This window comes from Saccharopolyspora sp. NPDC000995 (genome assembly GCF_053599315.1).
Genome location: NZ_JBSFLZ010000058.1, coordinates 13293 through 38175, shown reverse-complemented (window position 1 = coordinate 38175; position 24883 = coordinate 13293). Strand labels below are relative to the sequence as shown.

Sequence of the window (24883 nt, the reverse complement as noted above, 5' to 3'; positions counted from 1 at the left end):
GTCAAGAAACCCGCCGACACCGCAACCCGCTACGAGGGCCCACCCACCCTCCAACTCGCCCGCACAGCATGATCAAAATAAGCTAAGCGGCATTGCGGTTATGACGCGTTCGTGCTGCCGCTGCACCCTGCCCGTCACCGGACCACGACCGCAACCGAACAGCACACCTGCTTTCAACTCGTCGCCTGAGATCGGGGCCTGGAGGCTGCTTTGGAATCTGCTGGTTGAAGCGAGCGGACCCGTTCGTACCACCCTTGAGCCTGTTGCGGTTTCGGCGAAAACGGCTGAACCGAAGTACCAAATAAGTCTTGATCGCGGCCGTTCGTCCGCCAGTGGCCATCTCGGCCGTGATCGATCGATCACGGTCCGTGGTGGGCATAAATTTGCAACAGGCTCCTATCGAGGCGAACAGTCCGTTCGCTCCACACCGTTGGCTCCACACCGGTTGGCGAGCCGAACCGCAGCACTCCCGCCGGGGCTGCCATCGGGACCTTCCAGGCATAACGAGTTCCCAAACAGCCTCTAGCCGCGGAGTTTGGCGTAAGCCGCGTCGGTTGCCCAGGATTCGGCTACCTCGGACCACTCCGCAGGGCTGGAGAGGAGCGCGATCGCCGCTGTTTTCAGCTCCGCCGGTTCGCCCGTGAGGAGTTCGGTCAGGTCTTCCAAGCCTGGGTTGTGGCCGACCACGACCGCCGTCATGACCGCGGGCGGAATCTCGCGGATGACCGCCAGGAGTTCGCGGGCCGAGGCCGCATAGATCCGGTCGTCGAACTTGAGCGCCGGTTCGGCCGGGATCTCCGGAGCAGCCAGCTCCCAGGTCCGCCGGGCGCGCACCGCAGGGGAGCACAGCACGAGCTCGATCGCCGCGGCGTGCTTGCGCAGCCACCGGCCGACCGCGGGTGCGTCGCGGCGGCCCCGCTCGGCCAGCGGCCGGTCGAAGTCGTCGGCGTCGTCCGGCCAGGACGACTTCGCGTGCCGGATCAGCACCAGTTTCCGCTGCGCATCGGTCATGTCGTGCCGCCCACCTGCTCGCCGCGACTATTGGTCCCACCGTAACCGGTCCGGGCCCATCATCGCGCTTGCGCATCGCGGAGTCCGGTGCATTGAGTCGCCGGGAGCTCAGCGCGCCGCTGATTCCGCCCCAAACCGGCGTCGATGGCGACCGTGAACGGGGTGGAGGAGTGGGAATCGGTTATGCGATCGACCAGTGCGCGTGCCGTGCCCATCACGTTGAGGAGGTGCTCCCCGTTTGCCTCGACAGGCTGGTCGTCGAGTACCACGAATCGCCCGCCCGCCGCCTGTTCCAACGCCACCTCCGGACCTGGAGCAGGCAGTAGGGCATGCGGCTGTCGACAGGAAACGGGAATTGAAGAACTCGTGCCATTGGGCAGTTTCCCGGTAAGAGGATGGAGATTCATGCGTCGTGGTTGAGCATCAGGCGCCAGGTCAGTTCTCCGTCGTGCCATTGGCCCGTTGGTTCCAGACCGGTCGCCCTTGCCACCGCCGCGGATGCTCGGTGGTCGGGGTGGATGTGGGCGAGCACCGCGCGCACCGGCTTTCGGCGGAGCCAGTCGACCAGGCCTCGCGCCGCTTCCTTGGCGATGCCTTGGCGTTGCCAGTCGGTTCCCACGATCCAGGCGATCTCGGCGACCGGTCCCGGGTAGCCGGGGCCGATCGTCGCCTGGACCGTGCCGACGAGGCGCGGCTCGTCGCGCACCTGGATCACCCAGTTGCACCAGGACACCTCGGGATCCGGTGAGCCGGCGAGCATCCGCTGGTAGCGGGACCGCAGTTCCTGCGGCGTCAGCGGCGCACCACCGATGAAGTCGTAAAGCGCCGGGTCGGCCAGCGCGTTCGGCATCTCCTCCGCGTGGTCGATGCGCAGCGGCACAAGTCCGAGCCGTTCGGTCGGGATCACTTGCGGTCTGATGCCACCCATGCCGCCGCCTTTCGACGAATCGCCCGGCTCACCGCGGTGCTTGCGGAAGTGGATCAACTCGTAGGTCCCCGCCGGGGTTTGGTGCGTCTCCTCGTAGCCCATGCGCCGGTAGAGCCGCAGGTTCGCGGTGCTGTGCTCGCCGGTGAAAAGCTCGATCGCCGCTACCTGACGGGGAAGATTCAGCTCGACGTGCAGCAGCAGGCCCGTGCCGAGGGCCGTGGCCCTGCCGGTCGGGAGCGACCATCAGCCGGCCCAGCGCCGCCGTCGCCCCGTCGAGCTCCACGCGAACCGACTCGACCAGCCGCCCCGCCTCGCGGAAGCCTCGGGCGAGGCCAGACGGCCGGGCGAGGTCTGCGCGCACGTCGTCGAGGGTTTCCGCCAGCGGCGGCATCTGGACGTCGTCGTGAGCCTGCTCTTCGATCACGTAAGCCGTGCGTCGCAGCGTCGGCACTTCGCCAGCGTCCGCAACCGTCAGGCGCTCGAGTTTCCCGTTCATGGCAGCTTCTTCTCGAACCAGTGCTCGGCGTAAGGGCCGTTGTTGTACGCCGGGATTTCTCGGAAACCGTACTTGGCGTAGAGGTTGCGCGCCTCCACGAGATCGTCGCGGGTGTCCAGGCGGATCGCCTGGAACCCGAGGTCCTGCGCGTGCTGCTCGACGGCGGTCAGCAGCCGGGCGGCGACGCCGAGGCCGCGGGCCTGCGGCCGGACGTACATCCGCTTGAGCTCGGCGATGCCGGGTTCGAGCGGGCGGATACCGACGCAGCCGAACGGCTCAATCCCGTTGCGGGCCAGCAGGAACACGCCCTCCGGCGGGTGCAGGCCGTCGTTGGGGTCTTCCGCGATCGCCTCGTCGACCTCGGCCTCGGTGGCCGGGCGGGCGTAGTACCTGCTGGCTATCTCGTCGGTGTACTCGCGCAGCAGCCCGACGACGACGGGTTCGCCCACGCCAGCCGGTTCGACAGTCCAGTGCTGGTTCACGCATTGCATTCTCATCGGCCTGTCCACCGAATACAGGCCAGGCCTTCGACTTCGTTCGCGAACCGGACTTTGACCTGCGTCGACGGGCGCGCGTTCAATGAGCCGAACGCGCCAGGTGGGGAAAGGATCTGCCCGAGGTCGCGGAGGAACTCGGCGACAGCGTGCAGTTCGTGGCCGCCGACATCACGAACGAGCAGCAGTTCGTCGCCGCCTTGGACGCCGCCGACGAGGTCGGGCCGCTGCGCGCTGGTGCACCGCGTCGGGGCCGGGGCGCGGATCCGGTGGTGGAGAAGGAGGGCCAGCCAGGGCGTTGGAGCCGTTGGAGAAGGTCAACCAGCTTAACCTGATCGCTCCTACAACGTGCTGCGGCTGGGTGCCGCTCGGATGGCCAAACACGATGCGAGCGCCGCGCGATCGTCCTGACCGCTTCGGTGGCGGCGTTCGAGGGGGCAGATCGGGCAGATCGCCTACGCCGCTTCGAAGGCGGCCATCGCCGGCATGACGCTGTGCTCGGCCGCGCGACCTGGCGAGCAAGGCGATCCGGGTGTGCACCGTCGCGCCCGGCATCATGGAAACCCCGCTGCTGGGCCGGCTGCGCGAGCCCGCGCGCAAGTCGCCGGAGGATTCGGTGCCCAACTCGAAGCGCCTCGACGACCGGCCGGGTTCGGTGCGCTGGCCCGCCACATCGCGGAGAACCCGTACTTCAACGGCGAGACGATCCGCCTGGAGGGCGCCCATCCGCCTGGAGTGCGCCATCCGCATGGCCCCCGCTCATCCCGGCGATCGATCCCGCGCAGTTCCGGGCCGCGCGGAGAACTGGGCTTTTCACATTCGTGAAGCAGCCGCTTGGTCCGTGGAAAGCGCAGCCCCAATCAAGCGGGATCAACGGGCCCGGGGCAGGTTTCGATCGGTACACAACGGGCATTCGGTAGCGGAGAGCTGGCCGGAGGTGGTCGATGGATTCGCGTTGGGCCTCGCGCTGGCGGCGCCCGGAGACGCGTTGGCAGCTGCTGCTCGGTGCGGAGGGATTGGTGCTGGTCCTGCTCGGTTTGCTGGGGCTGGCGAATGCCGGTTGGCGGGCGTCCGGGGACGTTCCGGTGCTGGTGGTCTTCCAACTCAACACGGTGCACAGCGTCCTGCTGCTGATCGTCGGCGTGCTGGCGCTGGTCGCCGCTCCGTGGCGGCGTGGGGTGGCGCTGTTCGCCGCGCTGCAGATGGTCGGCGGCGTGTTGCTGTTCGTCTACGGCACTGCGGAAAGCACTGCGGGCGAAGGGCGAACGCCGTTCCTGCTGCACCCCGCCGAGAACTTCCTGCACGCGGGGCTGGCCGTGCTGGGATTCATCATCCTGTGCGGAGTGGAGTCGACGCCCCGCCCGGCCCGGCCACGTCGCCGCCTGGTCGCCAGGAACTGAGATGGAGCCGGGCGTGCACCCACGGTCTTTGATCCGGCGACCGGATGTTGCGGGCACTGTCACGTTTCCTCGCCGGGCAGGGCATTCCGGCGATCGAGCAGGTGCCGAAGGTAGTCGAACCGCTGCTTTCCGCCGCATCGTCCGGAAGCGTCCGGTTGAAGAGCCGCCGCACCACCGCTTCCCGAACAGCCTCCACAGCGCGTACGACCCCGCCACACACCAAGCCACCACCGAGATCAACGAAAACCGGGGTTGACTTAGGCAACTCAGGGATGCTCGGGCCGCACGTCCGCCTGGCCGGAGTGGTCGGGTTCGGAAGCGGCCGGATGTTCGTTGTTGTTCTCCGTCCACAACCGGTTTTTTCGATGCTTGTCGGCGGCTAGGCGGATAGGGTTTCGAACATGGTGGGTTCATTGCTGGGGACCGAGGTCCAACGGGTCGAAGACCCGGAACTGCTTCGCGGTCGGGGCACCTACGTCGGCAACCTCGAACTGGAGGGCATACTGCACCTCGGGTTCGTCCGCTCGCCGGTCGCGCACGCGCAGATCGGCAGCATCGACGTCGCAGAAGCCGCCGCCGCGCCGGGCATCGTCGCCGCATTCTCCGCGGCTGACCTGGACGTGCCGATCCCACCGCCGTTCGTCGACCTCAACCCGAACGTCAAGCGACCCCCGCTGGCCACCGACCGGGTACGGTTCGTCGGCGAGGCGGTCGCGGTGGTCGTCGGCGAGAGCGCCGCTGCGGTCGCCGACGCGATCGAGCTGGTCGACGTCGACTACGACCCGTTGCCCGTCGTCGCGGACCCGGAACAGGCCTTGGATCCCGAGGCGGAGCAGCAGTTCCCGGAGCTGGGGTCGAACGTGGCAGGTGGGTACCGCGACTCGGCCGGGGCGGACGTGCTGGCCGAGGCGGACGTCGTGGTGCGGGCCCGCATCGAGAACCAGCGTGTCGCGGTGGTTCCGCTGGAGGGCAATGCGATCGCGGTGCAGCCGGGCGGCCCGGACGATGAATACGAGGTCACGGTGTACGTCTCGACGCAGATGCCGCACGGCCTGCGCGACGGGGTGGCCAAGGCCTTTGATTGGCAGCCGGAGCGGGTGCGGGTGATCTCCCCGCACGTCGGCGGCGGGTTCGGCGGAAAGGCCGGGGTGATCTCGGAGCACGCGGTCGCGATCGCGGCGGCCAAGCGCCTGGGACGCCCAGTCCGGTGGATCGAGACGCGCTCGGAGAACATGCAGGCGATGCCGCACGGCCGCGCGCAGGTGCAGTACGCGGAGCTGGGGCTCAAGCGCGACGGCACCATCGTCGGCCTGCGCTGCCGCGTTATCGGGGATTCCGGCGCTTACGCGGGCTGGGGCGGCGCGCTGGCCTTGAGCTCGACGCGCATGATGTCACAGGGCGTCTACCAGATTCCGAAGATCAGCTACGACGCGCTTGCCGCGATCACCAACACCACGCCGACCGGCGCGTTCCGCGGCGCGGGGCGGCCGGAGGCAGCGGCGATGCTGGAGCGGCTGATGGACCTGGCCGCCGCTGAGCTTGAGATGGATCCGATCGCGTTGCGGCGCAAGAACTTTCTCGTTCCGGAGGCCTTCCCGTACAAGACGGTGGTCGGCGCCAATTACGACAGCGGAGACTACGCGCTGCCCTTCGACGAGGCGCTCCGGCTGGCCGACTACGACGCGCTGCGTGCCGAGCAGGCGCGTCGCATCAATGCCGGTGAGAAGGTGCTGCTGGGCATCGGGGTGAGCGCCTACGTGGAGATCACCGGCGGTGGTGCGGGGGACTACGCCGAAGTCGAAGTGCACGAGAACGGCGCCCGGATCAAGGTCGGCACGTCCGCGCACGGCCAGGGGCACGCCACCTCGTTCGCGATGATCGTCTCCGACACGCTGGGCATTGCGATGGAGTCGATCGAGTTCGTGCAGTCCGACACGGCGGAGGTGCCGCGCGGCGGCGGGACGAGCGGGTCCCGGTCGCTGCAGATCGCCGGCAGCGCCGTGCAGGAGGCCGGCCAGGCGGTGCTGCGGAAGGCCAAGGAGCTGGCCGCGTCCCGGCTGGAGGCATCCGTCGACGACATCCAGCTGACCGACGGCGGCGAGCTCGGCGTGGCCGGGGTACCGAGCGCGACGATCGCCTGGGCGGAGCTCGCCCGCGTCGCCGGCGAGGACGGCGGTCGGCTGGCCGCGAACATCGACTTCGAGCCCGCAGGGGCGACGTTTCCCTTCGGCGCGCACGTGTCGGTGGTCGAGGTGGACGTGGAGACCGGGTTCGTCCGGCCGCTGCGGCACATCGCGGTGGACGACTGCGGGCGGGTGCTCAATCCGATGATCGTGCGCGGCCAGCAGCACGGCGGCGCGGCCCAGGGCATTGCGCAGGCGCTGTGGGAGCAGGTGACCTTCGACGCCGAGGGCAACCCGGAGACCGGCACCCTCGCTGACTACGCGATCCCGTCGGCGGCGGACCTACCGTCCTTCGAGGCTTCGAACACCGAGACGCCGAGCCCGCACAACCCGTTGGGTGCCAAGGGAATTGGCGAGTCCGCCACCGTCGGCTCCACGCCTGCGGTGCAGAACGCGGTGGTGGACGCGCTCAAGCACCTCGGGGTGCGGCACGTCGACATGCCGACCACTCCGGAACGGGTGTGGAAGGCGATCCAGGCCGGCGGGTCGGAGACGCACTGGCAGGAGCCGCCGGCTGCCTTCGACGCGCTGCCGGTGCGTCCTGAGGATGCCCCGGACGATGCGGAGGAAGCCGTGGCCTGATCCCGTCTTGTTTCGAGGTGAGGGGCATTCCTGACCGAGCGGTCGAGGGTGCCCCTCACTCATTACCCGAACGGGTTCGGCGCGTTCGGTAGGTACGCATCTTGTGGCGTGCTCCGCAGATGTCCATGCTGCACCAGATGCTGTTATTGCCGGGGGAGCGGTCGTAGTAGAGCCAGCGGCAGTCTTCGGCGCGGCAGACCTTGAGCCGGCTGGGCTTGCCGGTCAGCCCGTCGATGACCAGGGTCGCGATCAGCCGGCCGATCAGCCGCTCGGCCGCGGTGGCGTGCGCCGTCGGGAGGATCACCTGGCCGTCCTGCCACTGCGGCGGACGCAGGAGACGGCGCGCGTAGTCGTTCAGCGCCGCTGAGTCGGCTCCGGCGAGGTGCGCGCGGATCGCCTCGCGGGCGCGCACCAGTTCTCGGTGTGCGGAATCGTCCAGTTCGTTGGCCAGGTCGTGCCATTCGCGCGTGCGCAACCAGTCCCGGGTGTTCGCCAGGTCGGCGAAGGCGTCCTCGTCGTGCAGGAAACGTGCGGAATTGCCGAACGCCTCGACTGCTTCCAACTCGCCCGGCGCGGCCGGTCGGTCGTATGCCACGAATTCAGATTACCGGCATTGCTCCTCAGCTGGTAACGTTACTATCTAAGCTGATTAGACGGTAACGGGAGGTTCGGCATGGGCTGGGAGCTGCCGGAGCAGTACGAGTCGCCGCACGGGACGGTGCGCTGGGCGAGCCTGGGGCAGGGCGACCCGGTGGTGCTGCTGCACGGGACACCGTTCTCGTCGTACGTCTGGCGCGACGTCGCCGGTGTGCTCAGCGCCCGGCACCACGTGTTCGTCTGGGACATGCCGGGCTACGGACGGTCGGAGAAGCGCGACGGCCAGGACGTCTCGCTGGCGGCCCAGCAGGAGGTGTTCACCGGCCTGCTGCGGCACTGGGGCCTGCGCGCTCCCTCGGTGGTCGCCCACGACTTCGGCGCAGCGGTGGCGCTGCGATCGACGTTGCTGGACGGTGTCCGATATGGACGGCTGGCGCTGGTCGACGCGGTCAGCGTGCGCCCGTGGGGATCGGACTTCTTCCGCCTGGTGCAGCAGAATTCCGAGGTCTTCGCGGAATTGCCGCCGAACCTGCACGAGGCGCTGGTCCGCGCCTACATCGCGACGGCGGCGCACCGCGAACTGCGCGGCGAGGTGCTCGACGCGCTGGCCGCACCTTGGCTCGGCGAGGCCGGCCAACCGGCGTTCTACCGCCAGATCCACCAGGCCGACGAACGCTTCACCCGCGAGGTGGAGGACCGCTACGCGGAAGTCGACTGCCCGGTTGTGCTCGCCTGGGGTGACCACGACACCTGGCTACCGCCGGACCGCGCGAAGAACCTGGCGCATCGGTTCCCGCACGCCGACCTGAACTGGATCGCCGGGGCCGGGCACCTGGTCCAGGAAGACAACCCGGCGGCCCTCGCAACGCTGATCAACGACTTCCTCGGCAGCTAACCGAGATGCCGTGCCCGGGCGGCTCCCCCGTACCGGTCCCGGCCGCGATTTCAATGAGCGTTTTCCAAACTCTTTTTGCGAGGAGAATAACAACGGCGACAACGATCACCGATGTCCATGTGGCGGTCGTGAGCGTCATCCAGGCCCCGGGCAGTGGCGCCTTCGGAGGGGACGAAGAAGGCCGCACCGCCACCGACACCGAATCCGGCAGTACCAGCGGCAACGATGACGCTTCGATTGGCAACTGGCTGGATGGCGGGCCGATACGAGCGCCCAGGACAGCGGCGGTCATGGGGGGTAAGACGGCGAGCCGCTTCGCGGGGTTCCTGTAGCAGAGTGGACATGTGTCGCTGCTACCTCGTCCGCCGATCCGGCGGAGCGTTCAACGGTGTTGGCTGCTGTGGCGCGGCATCCGGGTGGACTGCCGGTGCTTCCGCGCATCGGAACCGGTCGGTGCCGGTTCGGTGGTCCGGACCGGGCTGCTGGGGTCTTGGCCGTGTTCGCCGGACTCGCGGGCGATGCTCCGATCGAGCTGCGGCACGTGCTCGTGGGTGCTGTGCCGGTGGCGGTGTTGTTCGGATTGTCCGGACTGGTTGAGGGTCGCTCGAAACCGTACGGCCCGGCGTTGGGAGTTGTGCTTCAGATCGGTGCCGATGTGGCTGATTTCGACCACGGTGGCGACCGCGTCCTTTTCGCCTACATTCCCCCGGCTCGAGGTTGCCGGTGGTGCTGCTGAGCCTGGTGAGGCGAAAGAGGTTCGGGAGTACCTCGACGACAGGGCTCGCTGCCGTTGGTGGCCCGCCGGGACGTCTTCGACGCCAACAACGCTCCGGGCCCGCCGTACGCCTCCGCCACGACCGGATCCGGCGTGGTGCTGGCGCACGGCGGCGCGAACCGGCACGAGCGGCTGACGAGCCTGCTGGCGGATGCCGGAAGTTTACTGCGGGATCCCAATCGGCCGATTGGTCCTCTGTGGGCGGACATCGCCGAATTGGGTATCAAGATCAAATAAATCGCGTGATGTGCGGTCGGGGTGGCGGCGCGGAGCCCCCGACCGGTCGTAGATTGGTGGCGGCGCGAATGCGGTGAGCCGACCCCGACGACCTCACCGCCGATCCACGGCCGGGGAGGAACGCAGTGGCCCAGCAGGAGGAGACCGCGCGGCGCCGGTGGCGCAGCCGGATGCCGAGCATCACCGCCAGCACGGTGCTCGTCGTGGCGCTGCTGTGCGTGGCCTCGGCGGTGGGCCTCGCGCTGTTCGGGAACATGCAGCCGGTGCGCAGGTTCGTCGACAACGTCCTGTTCCCGGCTCCGCCGAACCTCGCTTACGGGGCATTCCTAGCGGTGCTGGCGGCCGCGCTGAAACGCAGGAAGTGGCTGGCGCTGTGGATCCTGATCGGCATCCTGGCGCTGCAGGTGCTCGGCGACGTCGTGATGCTCGTGGTGCTGGGCGACCGAATCCAGGCGCTGTGGATGGAGGAGCTGGGCGCCCGCTACCACGTGCCGATCGCCCACGAGTGGGTCTTCGGCACCAACATCATCGTCTCGGCGCTGGCGTTCGTGCCGCTGTGGCTGGCGCGCGGCGAGTTCTACGGCCGCGCGAAACGCGGCAGCGGCTACCAGGCGGCGGTGGTGTTCGTACTGCTCATCGCCGCGTTCGTGGGGCTTGGCTACGGCCTGGTCTCGTTGTTCCCGGGTTCCCTGCGAGGCGCGCAGGAACGGTTGACCTGGACCCTCGAACGGGTACTCGGCGGCGCGATCGACTTCAACATCACCGGGGTCGGGCACGCGCCCGGCTGGGTCAACTTCGTCCTCGGTCTGTTCGGCGCGGCTGCCCTGTTCGTCGCGCTGTTCCTGCTGCTGCGCGCTCAACGGCTCGCCGCCGCCTTGAGTCCCAACGAGGAACATCAGGTTCGGCGGCTGCTCGCCGAGCACGGCGAACGCGATTCGCTGGGCTACTTCGCCACCCGCCGCGACAAGGCGGTGCTGTTCTCCGACAGCGGCAAGGCCGCCATCACCTACCGGGTGGTAGCCGGGGTCTGCCTGGCCAGCGGTGACCCGCTCGGCGACCAGGAGGCTTGGCGGCCGGCGATCGACAAGTGGCTGGCGATGTGCCGGGAGTACACCTGGACGCCGGCGGTGATGGGCGTCAGCGAACCCGGTGCGACGGCGTACTCGCGCGCGGGGATGAAGATCCTTCAGCTCGGCGACGAAGCGGTGCTCTACGTCGCGGAGTTCGGCCTGGACGGCCGGGACATGCGCCCGGTGCGGCAGGCGGTGAACCGGGTTCAGCGCGCCGGGCACACCGCGCGCATCCGGCGGCACCGGGAGGTGCCAGAGGCGGAGATGGCCGAGATCGCGCGGCTTGCCGAAGCCTGGCGCGACACCGAGAGCGAGCGCGGCTTCTCGATGGCGCTCGGCCGGCTCGGCGATCCGCAGGACGGTGACTGCGTGCTGGTCGATGCGCAGACCGACCGCGGCGAGCCAGTGGCGCTGCTTTCGCTGGTTCCGTGGGGCCACAACGGGCTGTCGCTGGACGTCATGCGCCGCGACCGCAACTCGGACAACGGCGTCGTCGAGTTTATGGTCAGCGCGCTGGCTCAGGCCGCGCCGCGGCTCGGGGTGGAGCGGATCTCGCTGAACTTCGCGATGTTCCGCGCCGCGTTCGAGGAAGGCGCGCGGATCGGTGCCGGTCCGGTGCTGCGGGCCTGGCGAGGCCTCCTGCTGTTCTTCTCCCGGTGGTGGCAGCTGGAGTCGCTGTACCGGTCGAACGTCAAGTACCTGCCGCACTGGTTCCCGCGTTACGTGGCGTTCGCCGAGCGGCGCGACCTCGCGAGGGTCGGCATCGCCTCGGCGGTCGCGGAGGGCTTCCTGCCCACGCCGCGCCGGAGGTCCACATTGGACGAGGAGGTGGAACTCCCGGAGGTGGAAGCGGAATCCGAGGTGCCGCGGCGCGTCGGATCGGAGCAGCAGCAGGTGCGGCAGGACAAGCTGGACGCCTTGCGGGCCAACGGCATCGATCCCTACCCGGTCGCGGTGCCGCGCACGGAACGCTGCCGGATCGTCGCCGTGAACTACCGGGACCTCCCGGCCGACGCCAGGACCGGCGAGCACACCTCGGTGGCCGGGCGCGTGGTGCTGCTGCGCGACCACGGCGGGGTCTGCTTCGCGACGCTGCGGGACTTCTCCGGCGACCTGCAGGTAATGCTCACCACCAAGGAATCCGGGACCGAGCTGCAGCAGGCCTGGCGGCAGCGGGTCGACATCGGCGACCAGGTGTCGGTGACCGGCGAAGTGGTCACGTCGCGGCGCGGCGAGGTATCGGTGCTGGCGAGCGACTGGCAGTTGGCGGCGAAGTGCCTGCACCCGCTGCCGGACAAGCACCGGGGCCTGCTCGATCCCGAAGCCCGGGTGCGGCAACGCCACGTGGACCTGATCATGCGCCCCGAAGCCCGCGACACCCTGCGGGCCCGCGGCGCGGCGGTGCACGCGCTGCGGGAAACGCTGGTTCGGTCGGAGTTCCTCGAAGTCGAGACGCCGATGCTGCAGCCGGTACACGGCGGGGCCAACGCGCGGCCGTTCACCACCCACAGCAACGCCTACGACATGCAGCTGTACCTGCGGATCGCCCCGGAGCTGTACCTCAAGCGGCTGTGCGTGGGCGGCGTGGAGCGGCTGTTCGAGATCGGCCGGAACTTCCGCAACGAAGGCGTTTCGCACAAGCACAATCCCGAGTTCACGATGCTGGAGGCCTACCAGGCCTACGGCGACTACACGACGATGCGCGAGCTGTGCCGGCAGCTGGTGCTGGCCGCTGCGACCGCCGCGCGCGGCACGCCCACGGCCGTCGGCCCGGACGGCCAGTTCGACCTCGGTGGTGACTGGCCGGTCGTGTCGGTCAACGAGGCGGTGTCGGCGGCGCTGGGCGAGGAAGTCACCGCCGACACCGAGCTGCCCCGCCTCCAGAAGCTGTGCGATGCGGCGTCGGTGCCATACCAGGAGAGCTGGGTGCGCGGCGCGGTGCTGCTGGAGATGTACGAGCGGCTGGTGGAAGCCCGCACCACCGAGCCCACGTTCTACACCGACTTCCCGGCCGAGGTCTCGCCGCTCACCAGGCCGCACCGGACCGATCCGCGCCTGGCGGAGCGCTGGGACCTGGTCGCGTTCGGCACCGAGCTGGGCACGGGCTACTCGGAGCTGGTCGATCCGATCGAGCAGCGCCGCCGGCTCACCGAGCAGTCCATGTGCGCCGCGGGCGGCGACCCGGAGGCGATGGAGCTCGACGAGGATTTCCTCGCGGCCCTGGAGCACGCGATGCCGCCCACCGGCGGGCTGGGGCTCGGCGTGGATCGGCTGATCATGCTGCTCACCGGCGGATCTATCCGCGAGACCCTGGCGTTCCCGCTGGTCAGGGCGGACCTCGCCGCTCGGCGCTAAGCCGTTTCGGCACCATGTGCCGCCACGCGAGCTCGGCCAGCTGCTCGGCCAGCTGCTCGACCAGCTCGGCCAACCGCTCGGCCAGCTCGGCCAGCGCGATCGACGACCAGCCTGCCGAACGGCCCTGGACCAGCGTGCCGATCTCAGCGATCGACGCCGGATGCGGTCGCGGCGGCGCTGGCTCGTCACGCACGCGAGACGCTGCACCTGTGGCCAGGGCGGGGCGGGATCATCGACACCACGCTCACGGTGGCGCGCCGTGGTGGCCTCGCCGAGTGCGACTGGCGCGGCCGGGGACGGCACTGGCTGTGGTGGATCACCGACCAAGGCCGAGCGGTGTTCGCCACCCTCGCGGCCGCGTGACCTCAGCTCGAAGCCACGGACCCCGGCCCAGAGGAGGGTGACCAGCAAAAAACACGGATGTAGTGGGTGTAGCCCCGGAGGCAGGCTGCGCTTCGGCCATCAGCGAGCCTGCCAACAGTCGAGGTGATCGTTCAGGCGGCCGCCGAGGCGGAATTGTGTGCCTGCACGCGGGGGGCTCGGCGGCTTTCGTGTGCAGCGGCCAGGCTGGCTTGGCAGGTCCGGGTGATCTGCCGGGTTGCCGCCGTCTCGGGGGTCTGGCGGCACCACGTGCACACTACGGTCACCGATCTGGTCACCTCGTCGACCGCGACGGATGCCTCGGCCTCGCAGGGGCGGCACCAGCGGTGCCCGGTGACGGGGATGACATGCATCGGCGAGGCTATGCATTCGTGTGCCCAGCGACGGTGAACGTGGCAGGTGATGCGATCGTGAGCCGAAATCTCCTCGCGTTCCTCCATCGCATCCTCGAGGACCAAGGTGCATGCGAGGCGCTGGTCACGGACGTCCGCGTAGCGCTCGCCGTACCGCAGTACCTCCGTGGCGCTCGGCCGGGAGGGGTGCGACGAACGTCGGGGGCGCGGCGAATCCGATTCGATTCGGTCGGGATGGGACAGAGGGAGCATGGTTTGGCCTTTGACGGATCTGCTTATCGGTTGTCATCAGTGTCTTTAGCCCCGGATACGCAAACATCGGTGGCACTACGTAGACAGCACCCGTATCTCGCAAACCCGCAAAAATGCGGGTTTGCGTGGGGAGCAGCTCTACGGTTTTGCCATGCCGCGCGGGAGTCTGGGAAGCCACGACCCTGGCCCAGAAGAGGGTGACCAGTACAAACACGGGATGTCGTGGGTGCCGCCTTAGGCCGAACCCGCTGGGGAACCCCCGGGTGAACCCGCTGCGGCACCGCCGGCATCAGCGAGCGCGCTGCAGTTGCTCGCTACCGCCTGGCCTCATCTGGTTCATGGCGGCTGCTGTAGATGGTTGGCCTCTGCGCCGAGCCCGGCCGAGAGGCATACCTGGCACGTCTAGGTGCGGTCCCAGCAGGCGCTGGGATTCCGCCCGGTGCGCCTCCTGCAGCTCCTCCAGCTGCTCGCGGGCCTTCTTTTGGATGACCGCGATGCGCTTGCAGAACATGGTCACCACGTCACCCCGCGCCGTCGTGCGGCAGACTTGGGCGATCTTGCCCGGCGGAACACCTGCAACCACACCTGGTGGCGCCCAGATCGTCGAGCTCCTGCAGGTGCGCCAGGCGGGCCTTGAACTTGCCCAGCGTCGCAGCCTTCGCCGGATCCTTGAGCCGGTCGAACCCGTTGCGCCGCGTGGTCGGGTCCACCACCAGCAGCCTCTGCTGCATCGAGCGCCGCACCGTCAGCGCGATCTTGCACCGCCACGGCGTGGCAATGCGCCAGCGTGGTCTATCCGAGGAGCAGATCGACGACGCGGTCCGGCTCTACAACCAAGGGTGGTCGTTGGCCCGGATCGCCGCACGCATGGACGTCGCCGCCGGCACCGTCGGCCAACGCCTGCACGAGCGCGGCGTCACCATGCGCGACACCCAAGGCCAGCCCCGGGAAGGTGACGCCCGATGAACAGCACGCCATCCACACCGAGCAACGCCTCCGGCCGGTCACTGCGGCTGCAGTGCGCGTGCACTGCAGCCGCAGTGACCGTTGAAACGGCCTACGTGTCCTACTGGACGAGCATTGGTGAACGTCCTGGGTGCCGCCATGTCCCTGTTTGTCCTGCTGTGGTCAACCGAGTCGGCGCGAGGCCGCCGCGGGCGAAGCCCGCCGCTCGCCGGAGGGCGGCGATGGTCGGCCGCTCGTCGTCGGCTCGCGTGACGACGGCGATCTGAGGGGCCTCTGCCTCCAAGGGAACGAACCGTATGTCAGGGCGCGGATAGAAGTCGCGTGCCACCTCGTGGGCAAGCGCGATGTATCCGCTGGTGGCGACGGCGGTCGGGGTGGCAGCCGGATGACGGACGACCGGTGCGCTCGGCGCCGGTTCGGCGGCAGGCCCGAGCCAATCGCGCATCACCGGGCTCAGGGGTGGAGTCGCCAGCCATGGCCCGTCAGCGATGTCGTCCATGGTCAGCGATGTGGCGTCGGCGAGCAGCGACCGGGTCGGCACCACCGCGACGCGGGGTGACGACAGGACGACGTCGGACCGCAACCCGTCCACCGGACCGGCGTGCCACACGATCCCCGCATCCACGGTGCGGTCGAGCACGGCGTGATGTTGCGTGGCCCAGTCGAGGTCGACGTGGTCGATGCGCAAGCCTGGCACCTGAGCGCTCAGCGACTCGTGCAGGTCATCCCACCTCTGCCCCGCTCCGAACCCGAGCACCCCGAGGCGCAGGGTCTGCGCGTCCTCCCGCGCACTCAGACCTGGCGCGCTCGGCGAGCTGATCCACCGCGTCGAGGAGTACCCGAGCCTCGGCGGCGAGCCGCACCCCCGCCGGCGTCGGGGGGCCATGGCAGAGGCTGACCCGGGTCCTGGAAGCGGGCGTGCCCGCCGGGTGGACCGCTGACGAGGCTTACGGCCAGGACTCGACATCGCATCGTGCGTAGCCAGGTGGGCGGTAGTTCAGAACAATTTTGACTGATGATCGCGGCGGTCCGGTGCTGGCCCGCGAGGTCTACTTCTCCGTGGCACACCTGCTTAATCTCGAGGTGGACCTGCTGTTTTTCGATACCCCCAGCACCTATTTCGAGACCGGGCAAGCCGACGAGGCGGTGTCACGCGATCAGCACGGCAGGCGGGTCGAGCCGGATGCTCCTGCGGCCGCGGGCGAGGGTTCCGTGCGTTCGGCAATTCCAAAGATCACCGCGACGACCTGCCGCAGGTCATCGTGGGGATGGCGGTCAGCCGTGACGGGATCCCGGTGCGCTGCTGGTCCTGGCCCGGCAACACCGCCGATTCCGCTGTGATCCGCCAGGTCCGTGACCAGCTACGTGAGTGGAACCTGGCCCGGATCGTCTGGGTCGGCGACCGTGGCTTCGCCTCCGAAGCCAACCGCCGGTATCTGCAGCAGGGCGGCGGGCACCACATCCTCGGAGAGAAGCTGCGCGGCGGCACCGCCGCGGCCGACACCGCCTTGTCACCTCAGGGCCGCTACCAGAAGGTCCGCGACAACCTCGAGATCAAGGAAGTCCGCCTCGATCCGGACCTGGCCGACGATCGCTTCGTGATCTGCTTCGGGCCCCGACGAAGCCGAACGCGACCGCGTCACCCGCGAGCGGCATGTCAGCACCCTGACCGAACTCATCACCGACTCCGACAAGCTACACAAGACCAAACGGGCCGAGCTACGCGGCGTGATCTCCACCAAGAAGCACCTCAACCGCTACCTGCGCCTGACCGCGGGCGGGCTGCTACGCGTCGATCAGGCCGCGATCAAACGCGAGGCCAACCTCGACGGCAAGTACCTGCTGCGTTGCTCGGATCCGAGACTGTCAGCCGAGGACATCGCGCTGGGCTACAAGCAACTACTCGAAGTGGAACGCGGTTGGCGCGACATGAAGACGGTGCTGGATCTGCGGCCGGTCTACCACCGCCGCGAAGACCGCATCCGCGCCCACGTCCTGCTCTGCTGGTTGGGTCTGCTGCTCATCCGCGTCGCCGAGAACCGCACCGGCCGCCGCTGGCCCGACCTGCGCCGCGACCTCGACCGTATCCGCCTGGGCACCTTCACCGGCCCAGCCGGCGTCTTCCGCCGCCGCACCGACCTCACCCCCACGCAGACAGCACTGTTCACCGCACTCGACATCAACCCGCCCCCTCTGGTCATCGAGGCCGCACCCGGATGACCAGCACCGATTTCCGAAGCCTAGTGACACGCCCCGCCACCGGGCCGTCGAAGAGCCGCACCTCCTCGACGATGCCGGAATCTGCGGCAGCCGCGGCCGGCGCCTCGGCTTCGGCAAGCGAGGGCAATCACGTGGTCGCCGTCCTCGTCGATCGAGGCGAAGCTCTGGCGCGCACCGCGTCGGCGGGCGTGCGAAAGTGCTTGCCCTCCGCCGTCTCCGGCTGCGCGAGCACATGACAGCGGAACTCGGCGATCTCGCTCATGGGCCCCCGGCGCGTCAATGGGCGGAAGCAATCGCCAGATTGTGACCGCGCACACCGGCAACGGTGCTTGGACCCGGTGGCTACGCGCCCGGATCGGCCATCGTTCCTACTGCTCAGGGCCTGCGGGTGTTTCTGGGTGCCGCAGGGCCCGCTTGGGAACTCATCGTGGGCCGGTGGCATACGTGCGGTCGTTGGTGTGAAGCGAACGGACTGTTCGCGTAAATAGGCGTGGTGAATGGTCCGTTCGCCTCACCAATCACCGGCACTGCCCCGGCGAGTTCGGGTGGTCCGGGCCCGCGAGGGCGCGTTAAGGGCCTTGGTGCTTCGGGGCACTCGCGGCGCCGCGACAACGCCACATCTCCAACAGCCGCCATGGCGACTAGACGCGCGTCAGGGGCTTTGACGTGCGGAAACGGTGGTTCTGTCAGTGGTGTGCCGGTGGTTGCTCGGCGGTGAAGTTCTCTGCGGCGAAGGTCAGCAGGTAGGGCAGGCCGATGCGGGCGTTGCGCCATGTGTGCCATTCGCCCGGTTCGGTGCGCACCGCGACGTTCGCGCCGTGGGCGGAGAGCTGGTTGCCGAGCCGGTATGCGAGGTCGACGTCGGAGTGTGCGACGACACCGGCGTGCAGCATCACCGAAAGCGGTCGCGTCAGCGGTAACGTTGGGAGGTAATCGCGCGGGGTGTTGGCGCGCAGCAGGTCGGGGTGGCCGTCCAGCAAGGTGGTGTCGGGGTCGTCGTAGGGCTCGCTGGCCAAGATCACCGAGTAGGTGTTCTGGTTGCGCAGCGCCAGGTTCAGCGCGCAGAACGCGCCGCCGCTCATCCCGCCGATCGCCCGGTCGCCCCGGTCGGGCAGCGTGCGGAACCGGGCGTCGATCGCTTGCGGCAGGGTCGTGGTCAGGTACGACTCCAGCTGCGGGCCGCCCGGCACGTTCAGGCACTCCCAGTCGGTGCCGGTGCCCGCGGTGGCGTCCACCGCGACGACGATCATCGGCCGCGCGGCGCGGGCGTCCGACAGCGCCTGCAGGGTCTGCACCGCGCCACCCGGGCCGAGCCAGTCGTCGGGCCCGCCGCTGGGGTAGCCGTGCACGAGGTAGACCACCGGATAGCGGTCGTTGGCCCGCGCCGGGTCGTCGTATCCGGGCGGCAGCAGCACCCGGGTGCGGCCGGTCGGGATGCCCAGCCGCGGATCGGGCAGCGAGACGTCGGTCACTCGCACGCCGCCCGGCACCAGGTTCGGCCGAACCGCAGTTGATTCGGTGTCGCTGTTGCCGCCGCTGGCGAGCATCAGCAACCGACCGAAGTCGTCGAGCGACCGAACGTAGCCGACGTAGCTGTTGACCCCGGCCGCGCATGTCAGCAGCGCCAGCAGAACCGGGGCGGAATAGGCGATTCTGCGCAATTTTCGCCGCTTCACGACAACGATCGCACCAATGGCCAGCAGCGCGAGAGCTCCCATCAGCACCACGGACTCCAGTGGGCTGCGCCCGCCCGCCTGTTCGGTGACCGAAGCGGGGAGCTGCGGTCCCGTGCCTATGCCACTCGTCAATGCCACCCGCACGAAGACGATTATTACCCATCGGGTGGAACCGCTGTGTTGTCCGGCTATTTCGTCCGTATGGCCCGATTTTCCGGTTCGTTCCGGGAAAACCCCAGGTACGCTGGCGGGCGTCCACATCGGTCGGTGTCGGGATTCTGGGAGGTTGCCGGGAATGCCGTGGTTGGCCGATTTCTGCGCGGATCTCTCACTGGTCGATTTCTGGCCGGTGCGCGTGCTGCTGCTGGCCGCAGCGCTGCTGTTGCTCGTGGTGCTGATGTGGCGGTTCCGTGACCGCGCTGCGCGCTGGCTGCTCGTCCCGCTCGTCGTGGCCGCGCTCGCGCTGAACGCGCTGGTCGGGGTGAACGCGTACTTCGGCTACTACCTGACGCTCGCTCAGGCGCTCGGGGTGGCCGAGGAGAGCGAGGGTTCCCTGGCGATGCTCAACGCCCAGATGGCACCGCCGGCGTCCGGCATCGTGGTCACCGTCGACATCCCTGGCCGGGCCTCCGGATTCCAAGCACGCCCGGCCAACCTGTACCTGCCGCCCGCGTGGTTCGCCAGCCCGCGGCCGAGGTTGCCGGTGATCGTCCTGCTGCACGGCACTCCGGGCAGCCCGACGGACTGGCTGGACGGCGGATCGGCGCAGCGGACCGCCGACCGGTGGGCGGCCCAGCACGGTGGCGTCGCGCCGATCGTCGTGATCCCCGATGTCAACGGCGGTGTCTTCGCGGACACCGAATGCGTCGACAGCGCCCGCGGCAACGCCGAGACCTACCTGACCGAGGACGTCCCCCAGTTCGTGCACAGCAGGTTCCTCACCCGCGACCCCGGACGGGACTGGGCGGTGGCGGGGCTCAGCGAAGGCGGCAGCTGCGCGATCATGCTCGCGTTGCGCCATCCCGATGTGTTCGCGACTTTCGGGGACTTCGGCGGCTTGCTCGGCCCGCGCGATGGCGACGTGAACGACCCGGCGGGGACTGCCGATGCGTTGTTCGGCGGCTCGCAGCAGGATTTCGACGCCCATGAGCCGTCCTGGCTGCTGACCCACCGCAGGTTTCCCGGACTGCATGGCTTCTTCGTGGTCGGCGACAACGATCCGGAACCGCGAGCGGCCGTGCACAGGCTAGCCGAGATGTCCCGCCTGGCCGGGATCGACACCGAGCTGGTGGTGATCCCCGGCGGCGAGCATACCTTCGACGTCTGGCGCACCGCCTTCGCTGATGCTCTGCCGTGGATCTCCCATCGGCTTGGCCTAAACCCGGGATGATCTGTTCGCCAGAGTCTTTCTGCGTGGCGGTGCGGGTGGCGGAACCTCAGACGCCAGCTGGACTCCGGGATGTCCAAACGCGGCTCCGGGGCTGTCCTCGCCAGACGAGTCTGAGAACCCGTGGCGGCGCCGCGGGTTCGCCGGGCGGCTCGAAGATCCGGTGAATGCCCTGCAGAACGTGGTGCCGCGCGTCGCCGCGGACCGCGACGACGTCTTTGAACTGGTACAGGTCGTCGCCGTGCTCGGCGGTCAGGTCGGACAGCCAGGCGCGCAGGGCGGACTCGTCGAAGTAGTCCTCCAACTCGACGCCGACGGAGGCCACCGCCGGGTTGTGGAAGTGCTTCTGCTCATCCAGCCAGGCCGGGCGCACGATGCGGTGAAGGCACCGATGCCGAGGATGTCAGCCAGATCAACCAGGGAGTAGCCGGACGTGATTTTAAGGAGAATCCGAAGGTTCGCACGCCCAGGTGTGCGATGTGGCGCAACCGCGCGGTGGGGTCGCGCGTGACGCCGGGGAAGGGCGCAACCTGGCCGTGTGTCCGGGTCTCCGTGATCCGCGCGGTGGCCATCGACGCGGGCTTCATCGGCGGCCCGTACCAGACCAGGCGACCGTCGACCGGGTGGCGGTGAGCGCGACCAGCAGCCGGTCGCGTCCCGCGCGCCAGTGCGCGAGCAGCTCGCCGGGCTCGGCGCGGGCACCTTCCGCGGCTCCGGCGTCCACGCCGATGTGCTCGGATTCCCGGCGCTGCCGTACGAACTCGTCGGGATCGGTGACGGCGAGGAGCGACTTGCCGTCGGTCCAGCCCAGGCGCGCGATCTGGTGGGCGATGCTCTACCCGGCCGCCAGCGTGCGCGTCGCCCAACTGCTTCCGGGGCCAGCCCGGCGACCATCGTGTCCAGGTCCGCGCTTGCGCCGTAGGTCGTCCAGCAGTTCGGTGAGCATCCGGCGCCTGTCCTCGTGAGCGGCATATGGGGCCGCAATGGTCCCACAGCACGCCACCTGTGAAGCGCGATCCGGTCAGGCGGAGTGGAAAACCGGCACGGCTTCGCCGTCATCATGCAGCTCGAAGCCTACGCTGAGCGCGATTCCCTCGGCGAGGTCCTCGGGCGCGACGTCGAGGATCCGCGCGTGCAGCCAGGGCCCTTCGGCGAGCTCGACGATGCCGGCGACGACGTGGCCGCCGCCGGGAACGGGCACCAAGGTCCAGGTCACCAGCGCCGCGGCGCCGCTCGCGGGTAGCCAGCTGAGCTCGGTGGAGCCGCAGGCCGGGCACTGCGGCACGTTGGGCGCGATGACCAGCGGGCACCGCGGGCAGCGCCGGACGAGCAGTTCGCCGCGGGCGCTGCCGTCTAAGAACGCGGCGGACTCCTCGTTGCGGGCAACGGAGATCACGGTTCCTCCATAATGCAGCGATGGTCTTTTTCATAGGCGGCGGTAGCCGCTCGCGGTGTGGATTTAGCTTGCACCGGCGTGGGTTCTCAGGGGCTGTCTCGCGGGGACAGCTCCGACGTGGTGTATTGGCGTGGCATTCATGATGTCGGGAATCCCACGGCGAGATGGCGCCTGAGGTTCCGCTACCGCCCTGCTACGCAAACCACTTTTGAGGCACTCGCTAATCGGGGGAGTTCGGGCTGAGTACGACGGTGCAGTGGTGGGCGAGTATGCCGCCGTTGCCGCTGACCAGGACTACGTCGTTGCGCGGTGCCTGCCGTTCTCCGCCGTGGCCGCGGGCCTGGATCACCGCCTCGGACAGCGGGGTCATGCCCCACATGTAGTAGGCGGACAGCTGGCCGCCGCCGGTGTTGACCGGCAGGGTTCCGCCTGGCGCCAGTGCGCCGGAGGCGACGAACTCGCCGCCCTCGCCCTTGGCGCAGAAGCCGTAGTCTTCCAGCGTGATCAGCACCGTGAAGGTGTAGCAGTCGTACAGCTCGACGACGTCGACGTCGGAGTTCGACAACCCGGCCATCTTCAACGCGGCCGGACCGGCCTGCGCCGCCCCGCTGACCAGGCCCAATTCGCTGCCTCGCGCGGCCGGGTAGTTGGGGTGGCACTGCGCGAAGCCGAGCACGTGCACCGGCGGTTGCCGCAGGTCGGCGGCGCGGTCGGCGGAGCTGACCAGGACGGCGATGCCGCCGTTGCTGACCAGGCAGCAGTCCAGCAGCCGCAACGGGTCGGCGATCATCCGCGACGCCTGGTGGTCGGCGAGCGTGATCGGTTCCCGCAACTGCGCCAACGGGTTGCGCGCGGCCCACTCCCGTTGTGCCACGGCGATCGCGCCGAGCTGCTCGGAGGTGGTCCCGTAGGTGTTCATGTGCCTCCGGGCTGCCTGAGCGTACATGGCGTTCACGCTGGTCAGGCCACTTGCGCCGAGTAGGCCTTCGAAGCCGGTCAGCTCGCGCCGCCCGGTGTAGGCCGTAGCGCTGCCCTTGCCGGGCTGGCGGGGCGCGTCGGCGAAAACGCACACGACGGTGTCGGCCATGCCGGATTGCACGGCCATCGAGGCGTAGGCGAGCATCGAGCCCGCCGATGAGCCGAACGCCTGCATCTCGGTCAGCAGCCGCAGGTCGCGGATCTGAAGTTCCTGCTGAATCGTCCAGATGTCGACGCCGCCGGACACCCCGGAGTTGGCGAGGATGCCGTCCACATCGGACAGATTGAGCCCGGCGTCGGCGGCGGCGGCGCGCACGGCGTCCGCGGCGAACTGGCCCGCGGTGTGGCCGTAGACCTTGCCCAGTTCGGTCATGCCAAGACCGGCGATCACCGGTTGGCGCATTGCGGAGCCCGTCAACGCTGCCTCCTCTGCGCGGCACCGGAGAGATTTCGGACCGAATTGGTCCAAAATCTTCCCGCCATGATGACGCGCCCGCCCTCCACCACGCAAGACACCGTACTGGCCCCGATTTCAATGGAAATCGACGCCCTGGTCTAAATGAGCGTTTCCCATCCTTTTCTTACGTTGCGGTGCGAGTGGCGGAACTCTAAGCGGTCTTCTCGGCTGTGGGATCCCGGAGTTGTGAATGACCAAATTGCGGTCAGATCACCTGGCAGTTGCCCGCTTGGGTGCCGGGGACTCGGCCGACACGAGAAGGCCTCGGCGGGCCAGTTCCGGTTGCACTCCTTCGCCGAAGGCGTACGCCTCTTCCAAGTGCGGGTAGCCGGACAGCACGAACTCCTCGATGCCCACCGCGTGGTACTCCTCGATCAGGTCCGGACCTCGGCGTGGCTGCCGACGAAGGCGGTGCCCGCGCGAGGAACTGTCCTCGGCGCACGGCGCGCGCCCCGGCCGTCGTCCAGACCGGCCGACCGCAGCAGGGAACGGGAATTGCCCTTCTGGTCGCCGACGCGCAGGGTCACCTGCGCCAGTCGTCCGGCGTCGACGGGCGCGGGCACCGGCGCCTGGGCCGGGTCGTCCCGACCGCTCGTGCAGGCGCTGAGCAGACCGGCAGAGGTGATGGAAAGGGCAAGGACAGCAAGGACATCACGACGACGCACGGTCGATTGATTCATCGTTGCGAGAGAACGGCACGCGGGCAGGAGAGAACAGCCCCGAACGGAGTTTGCGAGGATTCAGCGCGAGGAACTCAGCGGGGACGACAGGCGGCGCTGGCCTGCCGTCGCGGATCGGCGTGCAGGCGCCAGGGCAACGCGATGCGTCCGGGCACGAGCACGATGCTGTCAGCCGCCCGCGGGGAAGGTCAACGATGGCTCGGTGGCGCCCACGCTTCGAGGAATTCGGGTTTCACTCGTAAAACGACGCGAAGTAGGCGGCGGCCATGTCCTCGTCGCCGTGACCGGCCGCCTTGGCCCGCCGGAACCGTTCCCGTACTGCGTCGGCGAGGTCGAGCCGCACCGAATCGCCCGCGGCCTCGGCGATCAGCTCCGCGTCTTTGCCCGCGGCGTGCAACGCGAACGCCGGCGTGAAGTCGCCGTTGATGATGGCTGCGCCTTTGATGTGCGCGTATGCCGAATCCGTCGTCGTTTTGCTGATCGCGGACAGGAAGTCCGCGGGGTCCACGCCCAGCGCGCCGGCCAGCGCGATCGCCTCGCCCACCGCGTTCGTGAGCGTCAGGATCCAGTGGTTGACGACGAGTTTCAGCCGTGTTGCGGCCGCGGCCGAGGCGTCCTCGCCGAGCCAGAGGGTGCGTTGCCCGATGGCGTCGAACAGCGGTTGCACGCGATCGCGCACCTCGGTCGGCCCTGCGGCCAGCACGACGAGTTCGCCGCGTTCCGACGGAAGTTTCGTGCCCAGCACGGGCGCGTCGACCAGCGTCACTCCGCCTGCGGTGGCATGTACTTCGGCCAGACCTGCCAGCCCGATCGTGCCCATCTGCACCCAAACCGCGCCCGGCGCCAGGGCGGGGACTGCTGTTTCGCCCGCCGCGACAGTGGAGGGCGCGTCCAACAGCATCGTGATCAGCACGTCAGCGCCCCGGGCGGCTTCTGCCGGCGTCTCCGCGACGGTCGCGCCATCGGTCGACAGCTGTGCCGCCTTGGCGCGCGTGCGGTTCCAAACCCGGACCGGGAAACCGGCTCCCAGCAGGTTGCGCGCCATCGGGGCACCCATCGTGCCGGTGCCCAGGAATGCCACAGAGTTCATCGAATTCTCCTACCGACGGAGGTG

Annotated in this window: 29 protein-coding genes and 2 pseudogenes; 12 read left to right on the top strand and 19 right to left on the bottom strand. The window is 68.9% G+C overall.

Annotated elements, in window-relative coordinates:
- Window positions 1-522 precede the first annotated feature (522 nt).
- From ACWDKQ_RS19825 to ACWDKQ_RS19815, 3 genes are all read right to left on the bottom strand, one after another.
- Window positions 523-1011 (bottom strand): SixA phosphatase family protein, encoded by a 489-nt coding sequence (locus ACWDKQ_RS19825; RefSeq protein ID WP_450140208.1) that lies wholly within the window; start codon window positions 1009-1011, stop codon window positions 523-525.
- A gap of 59 nt (window positions 1012-1070) precedes the next feature.
- A complete protein-coding gene (locus ACWDKQ_RS19820; protein ID WP_450140207.1) occupies window positions 1071-1313 on the bottom strand; it encodes a hypothetical protein in 243 nt (80 codons plus the stop codon).
- Between the two features lie 101 nt (window positions 1314-1414).
- Window positions 1415-2041 (bottom strand): GNAT family N-acetyltransferase, encoded by a 627-nt coding sequence (locus ACWDKQ_RS19815; RefSeq protein WP_450140206.1) that lies wholly within the window; start codon window positions 2039-2041, stop codon window positions 1415-1417.
- A gap of 115 nt (window positions 2042-2156) precedes the next feature.
- Between ACWDKQ_RS19815 and ACWDKQ_RS19810 the strand changes: the two genes are divergently transcribed.
- The gene (locus ACWDKQ_RS19810) at window positions 2157-2468 is read left to right on the top strand and encodes a hypothetical protein (protein ID WP_450140205.1); all 312 of its coding nucleotides are present in this window, start codon (window positions 2157-2159) and stop codon (window positions 2466-2468) included.
- Here the strand turns inward: ACWDKQ_RS19810 and ACWDKQ_RS19805 are convergent.
- Complete coding sequence (locus ACWDKQ_RS19805) at window positions 2432-2926, bottom strand: GNAT family N-acetyltransferase (RefSeq protein ID WP_450140212.1); 495 nt, start codon at window positions 2924-2926, stop codon at window positions 2432-2434. The two genes, ACWDKQ_RS19810 and ACWDKQ_RS19805, sit on opposite strands and share 37 nt — an antisense overlap.
- A gap of 152 nt (window positions 2927-3078) precedes the next feature.
- Here ACWDKQ_RS19805 and ACWDKQ_RS19800 point away from each other — a divergent pair, with 152 nt between their 5' ends.
- The 3 genes from ACWDKQ_RS19800 to ACWDKQ_RS19790 all read left to right on the top strand — a co-directional run bounded on the left by ACWDKQ_RS19800 (window position 3079) and on the right by ACWDKQ_RS19790 (window position 7094).
- Window positions 3079-3264, top strand: a complete 186-nt coding sequence (locus ACWDKQ_RS19800) for a hypothetical protein (RefSeq protein ID WP_450140204.1) — start codon at window positions 3079-3081, stop codon at window positions 3262-3264.
- Window positions 3265-3873: 609 nt separating this feature from the next.
- Window positions 3874-4329, top strand: a complete 456-nt coding sequence (locus ACWDKQ_RS19795; protein WP_450140203.1) for a DUF4383 domain-containing protein — start codon at window positions 3874-3876, stop codon at window positions 4327-4329.
- Between the two features lie 401 nt (window positions 4330-4730).
- A complete protein-coding gene (locus tag ACWDKQ_RS19790; protein WP_450140202.1) occupies window positions 4731-7094 on the top strand; it encodes a xanthine dehydrogenase family protein molybdopterin-binding subunit in 2364 nt (787 codons plus the stop codon).
- A gap of 55 nt (window positions 7095-7149) precedes the next feature.
- Here ACWDKQ_RS19790 and ACWDKQ_RS19785 read toward each other — a convergent pair whose 3' ends face one another.
- Window positions 7150-7689, bottom strand: coding sequence for a CGNR zinc finger domain-containing protein (locus ACWDKQ_RS19785; protein WP_450140201.1), 540 nt, complete (start codon window positions 7687-7689; stop codon window positions 7150-7152).
- A gap of 78 nt (window positions 7690-7767) precedes the next feature.
- Between ACWDKQ_RS19785 and ACWDKQ_RS19780 the strand changes: the two genes are divergently transcribed.
- Window positions 7768-8586, top strand: a complete 819-nt coding sequence (locus ACWDKQ_RS19780) for an alpha/beta fold hydrolase (protein ID WP_450140200.1) — start codon at window positions 7768-7770, stop codon at window positions 8584-8586.
- Between the two features lie 128 nt (window positions 8587-8714).
- A complete protein-coding gene (locus tag ACWDKQ_RS19775; RefSeq protein ID WP_450140199.1) occupies window positions 8715-8918 on the top strand; it encodes a hypothetical protein in 204 nt (67 codons plus the stop codon).
- A gap of 50 nt (window positions 8919-8968) precedes the next feature.
- Here the strand turns inward: ACWDKQ_RS19775 and ACWDKQ_RS19770 are convergent, their stop codons facing one another.
- Window positions 8969-9259 (bottom strand): hypothetical protein, encoded by a 291-nt coding sequence (locus tag ACWDKQ_RS19770; RefSeq protein ID WP_450140198.1) that lies wholly within the window; start codon window positions 9257-9259, stop codon window positions 8969-8971.
- A 120-nt stretch (window positions 9260-9379) separates the two neighbouring features.
- On the opposite strand from ACWDKQ_RS19770, the gene ACWDKQ_RS19765 reads away from it, so the two are divergent.
- Window positions 9380-9598 carry a hypothetical protein gene (locus ACWDKQ_RS19765; protein WP_450140197.1) on the top strand — a complete coding sequence of 73 codons (219 nt, stop codon included), beginning with the start codon at window positions 9380-9382 and terminating at the stop codon, window positions 9596-9598.
- A gap of 170 nt (window positions 9599-9768) precedes the next feature.
- Entirely contained in the window at window positions 9769-13023 is a 3255-nt protein-coding gene (lysX, locus tag ACWDKQ_RS19760) for a bifunctional lysylphosphatidylglycerol synthetase/lysine--tRNA ligase LysX (RefSeq protein ID WP_450140211.1), read from the top strand.
- Here lysX and ACWDKQ_RS19755 read toward each other — a convergent pair.
- The 3 genes from ACWDKQ_RS19755 to ACWDKQ_RS19745 all read right to left on the bottom strand — a co-directional run bounded on the left by ACWDKQ_RS19755 (window position 12995) and on the right by ACWDKQ_RS19745 (window position 14740).
- The gene (locus ACWDKQ_RS19755; protein WP_450140196.1) at window positions 12995-13216 is read right to left on the bottom strand and encodes a hypothetical protein; all 222 of its coding nucleotides are present in this window, start codon (window positions 13214-13216) and stop codon (window positions 12995-12997) included. The genes lysX and ACWDKQ_RS19755 overlap by 29 nt on opposite strands.
- Window positions 13217-14298: 1082 nt before the next feature.
- The gene (locus ACWDKQ_RS19750; RefSeq protein WP_450140195.1) at window positions 14299-14526 is read right to left on the bottom strand and encodes a hypothetical protein; all 228 of its coding nucleotides are present in this window, start codon (window positions 14524-14526) and stop codon (window positions 14299-14301) included.
- Between the two features lie 4 nt (window positions 14527-14530).
- Entirely contained in the window at window positions 14531-14740 is a 210-nt protein-coding gene (locus ACWDKQ_RS19745) for a hypothetical protein (RefSeq protein ID WP_450140213.1), read from the bottom strand.
- Here ACWDKQ_RS19745 and ACWDKQ_RS19740 point away from each other — a divergent pair.
- Window positions 14739-14975, top strand: a pseudogene (locus ACWDKQ_RS19740) (terminase gpP N-terminus-related DNA-binding protein); the annotation flags it as partial. The gene ACWDKQ_RS19745 and the pseudogene ACWDKQ_RS19740 overlap by 2 nt on opposite strands.
- Window positions 14976-15075: 100 nt before the next feature.
- Here ACWDKQ_RS19740 and ACWDKQ_RS19735 read toward each other — a convergent pair.
- Window positions 15076-15861: a LysR substrate-binding domain-containing protein gene (locus tag ACWDKQ_RS19735; protein WP_450140194.1), complete on the bottom strand. Its 786-nt coding sequence runs from the start codon at window positions 15859-15861 to the stop codon at window positions 15076-15078.
- A gap of 149 nt (window positions 15862-16010) precedes the next feature.
- Between ACWDKQ_RS19735 and ACWDKQ_RS19730 the strand changes: the two are divergent.
- Window positions 16011-17195 (top strand): annotated as a pseudogene (locus ACWDKQ_RS19730) (IS1634 family transposase); the annotation flags it as partial.
- A 127-nt stretch (window positions 17196-17322) separates the two neighbouring features.
- Here ACWDKQ_RS19730 and ACWDKQ_RS19725 read toward each other — a convergent pair.
- Window positions 17323-17457, bottom strand: coding sequence for a hypothetical protein (locus ACWDKQ_RS19725; RefSeq protein ID WP_450140193.1), 135 nt, complete (start codon window positions 17455-17457; stop codon window positions 17323-17325).
- 424 nt (window positions 17458-17881) lie between these two features.
- On the bottom strand, window positions 17882-19009 hold the full coding sequence (locus tag ACWDKQ_RS19720) for an alpha/beta hydrolase (RefSeq protein WP_450140192.1): 1128 nt from the start codon (window positions 19007-19009) through the stop codon (window positions 17882-17884).
- 157 nt (window positions 19010-19166) lie between these two features.
- On the opposite strand from ACWDKQ_RS19720, the gene ACWDKQ_RS19715 reads away from it, so the two are divergent.
- The gene (locus ACWDKQ_RS19715; protein WP_450140191.1) at window positions 19167-20261 is read left to right on the top strand and encodes an alpha/beta hydrolase; all 1095 of its coding nucleotides are present in this window, start codon (window positions 19167-19169) and stop codon (window positions 20259-20261) included.
- A 46-nt stretch (window positions 20262-20307) separates the two neighbouring features.
- Here ACWDKQ_RS19715 and ACWDKQ_RS19710 read toward each other — a convergent pair whose 3' ends face one another.
- Window positions 20308-20631 carry a GTP-binding protein gene (locus ACWDKQ_RS19710; RefSeq protein ID WP_450140190.1) on the bottom strand — a complete coding sequence of 108 codons (324 nt, stop codon included), beginning with the start codon at window positions 20629-20631 and terminating at the stop codon, window positions 20308-20310.
- 104 nt (window positions 20632-20735) lie between these two features.
- Here ACWDKQ_RS19710 and ACWDKQ_RS19705 point away from each other — a divergent pair, with 104 nt between their 5' ends.
- A complete protein-coding gene (locus ACWDKQ_RS19705; RefSeq protein ID WP_450140189.1) occupies window positions 20736-20891 on the top strand; it encodes a hypothetical protein in 156 nt (51 codons plus the stop codon).
- Here the strand turns inward: ACWDKQ_RS19705 and ACWDKQ_RS19700 are convergent.
- The 6 genes from ACWDKQ_RS19700 to ACWDKQ_RS19675 all read right to left on the bottom strand — a co-directional run bounded on the left by ACWDKQ_RS19700 (window position 20842) and on the right by ACWDKQ_RS19675 (window position 24859).
- Window positions 20842-21069 (bottom strand): maleylpyruvate isomerase N-terminal domain-containing protein, encoded by a 228-nt coding sequence (locus ACWDKQ_RS19700; RefSeq protein WP_450140210.1) that lies wholly within the window; start codon window positions 21067-21069, stop codon window positions 20842-20844. The genes ACWDKQ_RS19705 and ACWDKQ_RS19700 overlap by 50 nt on opposite strands.
- 210 nt (window positions 21070-21279) lie before the next feature.
- Window positions 21280-21654, bottom strand: a complete 375-nt coding sequence (locus ACWDKQ_RS19695; RefSeq protein WP_450140188.1) for a Zn-ribbon domain-containing OB-fold protein — start codon at window positions 21652-21654, stop codon at window positions 21280-21282.
- A gap of 220 nt (window positions 21655-21874) precedes the next feature.
- Window positions 21875-23050 carry a thiolase family protein gene (locus tag ACWDKQ_RS19690; protein ID WP_450140187.1) on the bottom strand — a complete coding sequence of 392 codons (1176 nt, stop codon included), beginning with the start codon at window positions 23048-23050 and terminating at the stop codon, window positions 21875-21877.
- 249 nt (window positions 23051-23299) lie between these two features.
- Entirely contained in the window at window positions 23300-23446 is a 147-nt protein-coding gene (locus ACWDKQ_RS19685) for a hypothetical protein (RefSeq protein ID WP_450140186.1), read from the bottom strand.
- Window positions 23447-23463: 17 nt separating this feature from the next.
- On the bottom strand, window positions 23464-23769 hold the full coding sequence (locus ACWDKQ_RS19680; RefSeq protein ID WP_450140185.1) for a hypothetical protein: 306 nt from the start codon (window positions 23767-23769) through the stop codon (window positions 23464-23466).
- A 232-nt stretch (window positions 23770-24001) separates the two neighbouring features.
- The gene (locus ACWDKQ_RS19675) at window positions 24002-24859 is read right to left on the bottom strand and encodes an NAD(P)-dependent oxidoreductase (protein WP_450140184.1); all 858 of its coding nucleotides are present in this window, start codon (window positions 24857-24859) and stop codon (window positions 24002-24004) included.
- Between the last annotated feature and the right edge of the window lie 24 nt (window positions 24860-24883).

Bases quoted from the DNA above. Each gene is read 5' to 3' on its own strand.
- ACWDKQ_RS19825 (WP_450140208.1), bottom strand. From the start codon at position 1,011: ATGACCGATGCGCAGCGGAAACTGGTGCTGATCCGGCACGCGAAGTCG.
- ACWDKQ_RS19815 (WP_450140206.1), bottom strand. From the start codon at position 2,041: ATGGGCTACGAGGAGACGCACCAAACCCCGGCGGGGACCTACGAGTTG.
- ACWDKQ_RS19805 (WP_450140212.1), bottom strand. From the start codon at position 2,926: ATGCAATGCGTGAACCAGCACTGGACTGTCGAACCGGCTGGCGTGGGC.
- ACWDKQ_RS19795 (WP_450140203.1), top strand. From the start codon at position 3,874: ATGGATTCGCGTTGGGCCTCGCGCTGGCGGCGCCCGGAGACGCGTTGG.
- ACWDKQ_RS19790 (WP_450140202.1), top strand. From the start codon at position 4,731: ATGGTGGGTTCATTGCTGGGGACCGAGGTCCAACGGGTCGAAGACCCG.
- ACWDKQ_RS19780 (WP_450140200.1), top strand. From the start codon at position 7,768: ATGGGCTGGGAGCTGCCGGAGCAGTACGAGTCGCCGCACGGGACGGTG.
- lysX (WP_450140211.1), top strand. From the start codon at position 9,769: ATGCCGAGCATCACCGCCAGCACGGTGCTCGTCGTGGCGCTGCTGTGC.
- ACWDKQ_RS19745 (WP_450140213.1), bottom strand. From the start codon at position 14,740: ATGCAGCAGAGGCTGCTGGTGGTGGACCCGACCACGCGGCGCAACGGG.
- ACWDKQ_RS19735 (WP_450140194.1), bottom strand. From the start codon at position 15,861: ATGGCCCCCCGACGCCGGCGGGGGTGCGGCTCGCCGCCGAGGCTCGGG.
- ACWDKQ_RS19725 (WP_450140193.1), bottom strand. From the start codon at position 17,457: ATGAGCGAGATCGCCGAGTTCCGCTGTCATGTGCTCGCGCAGCCGGAG.
- ACWDKQ_RS19715 (WP_450140191.1), top strand. From the start codon at position 19,167: ATGCCGTGGTTGGCCGATTTCTGCGCGGATCTCTCACTGGTCGATTTC.
- ACWDKQ_RS19705 (WP_450140189.1), top strand. From the start codon at position 20,736: ATGTGGCGCAACCGCGCGGTGGGGTCGCGCGTGACGCCGGGGAAGGGC.
- ACWDKQ_RS19680 (WP_450140185.1), bottom strand. From the start codon at position 23,769: ATGAATCAATCGACCGTGCGTCGTCGTGATGTCCTTGCTGTCCTTGCC.
- ACWDKQ_RS19675 (WP_450140184.1), bottom strand. From the start codon at position 24,859: ATGAACTCTGTGGCATTCCTGGGCACCGGCACGATGGGTGCCCCGATG.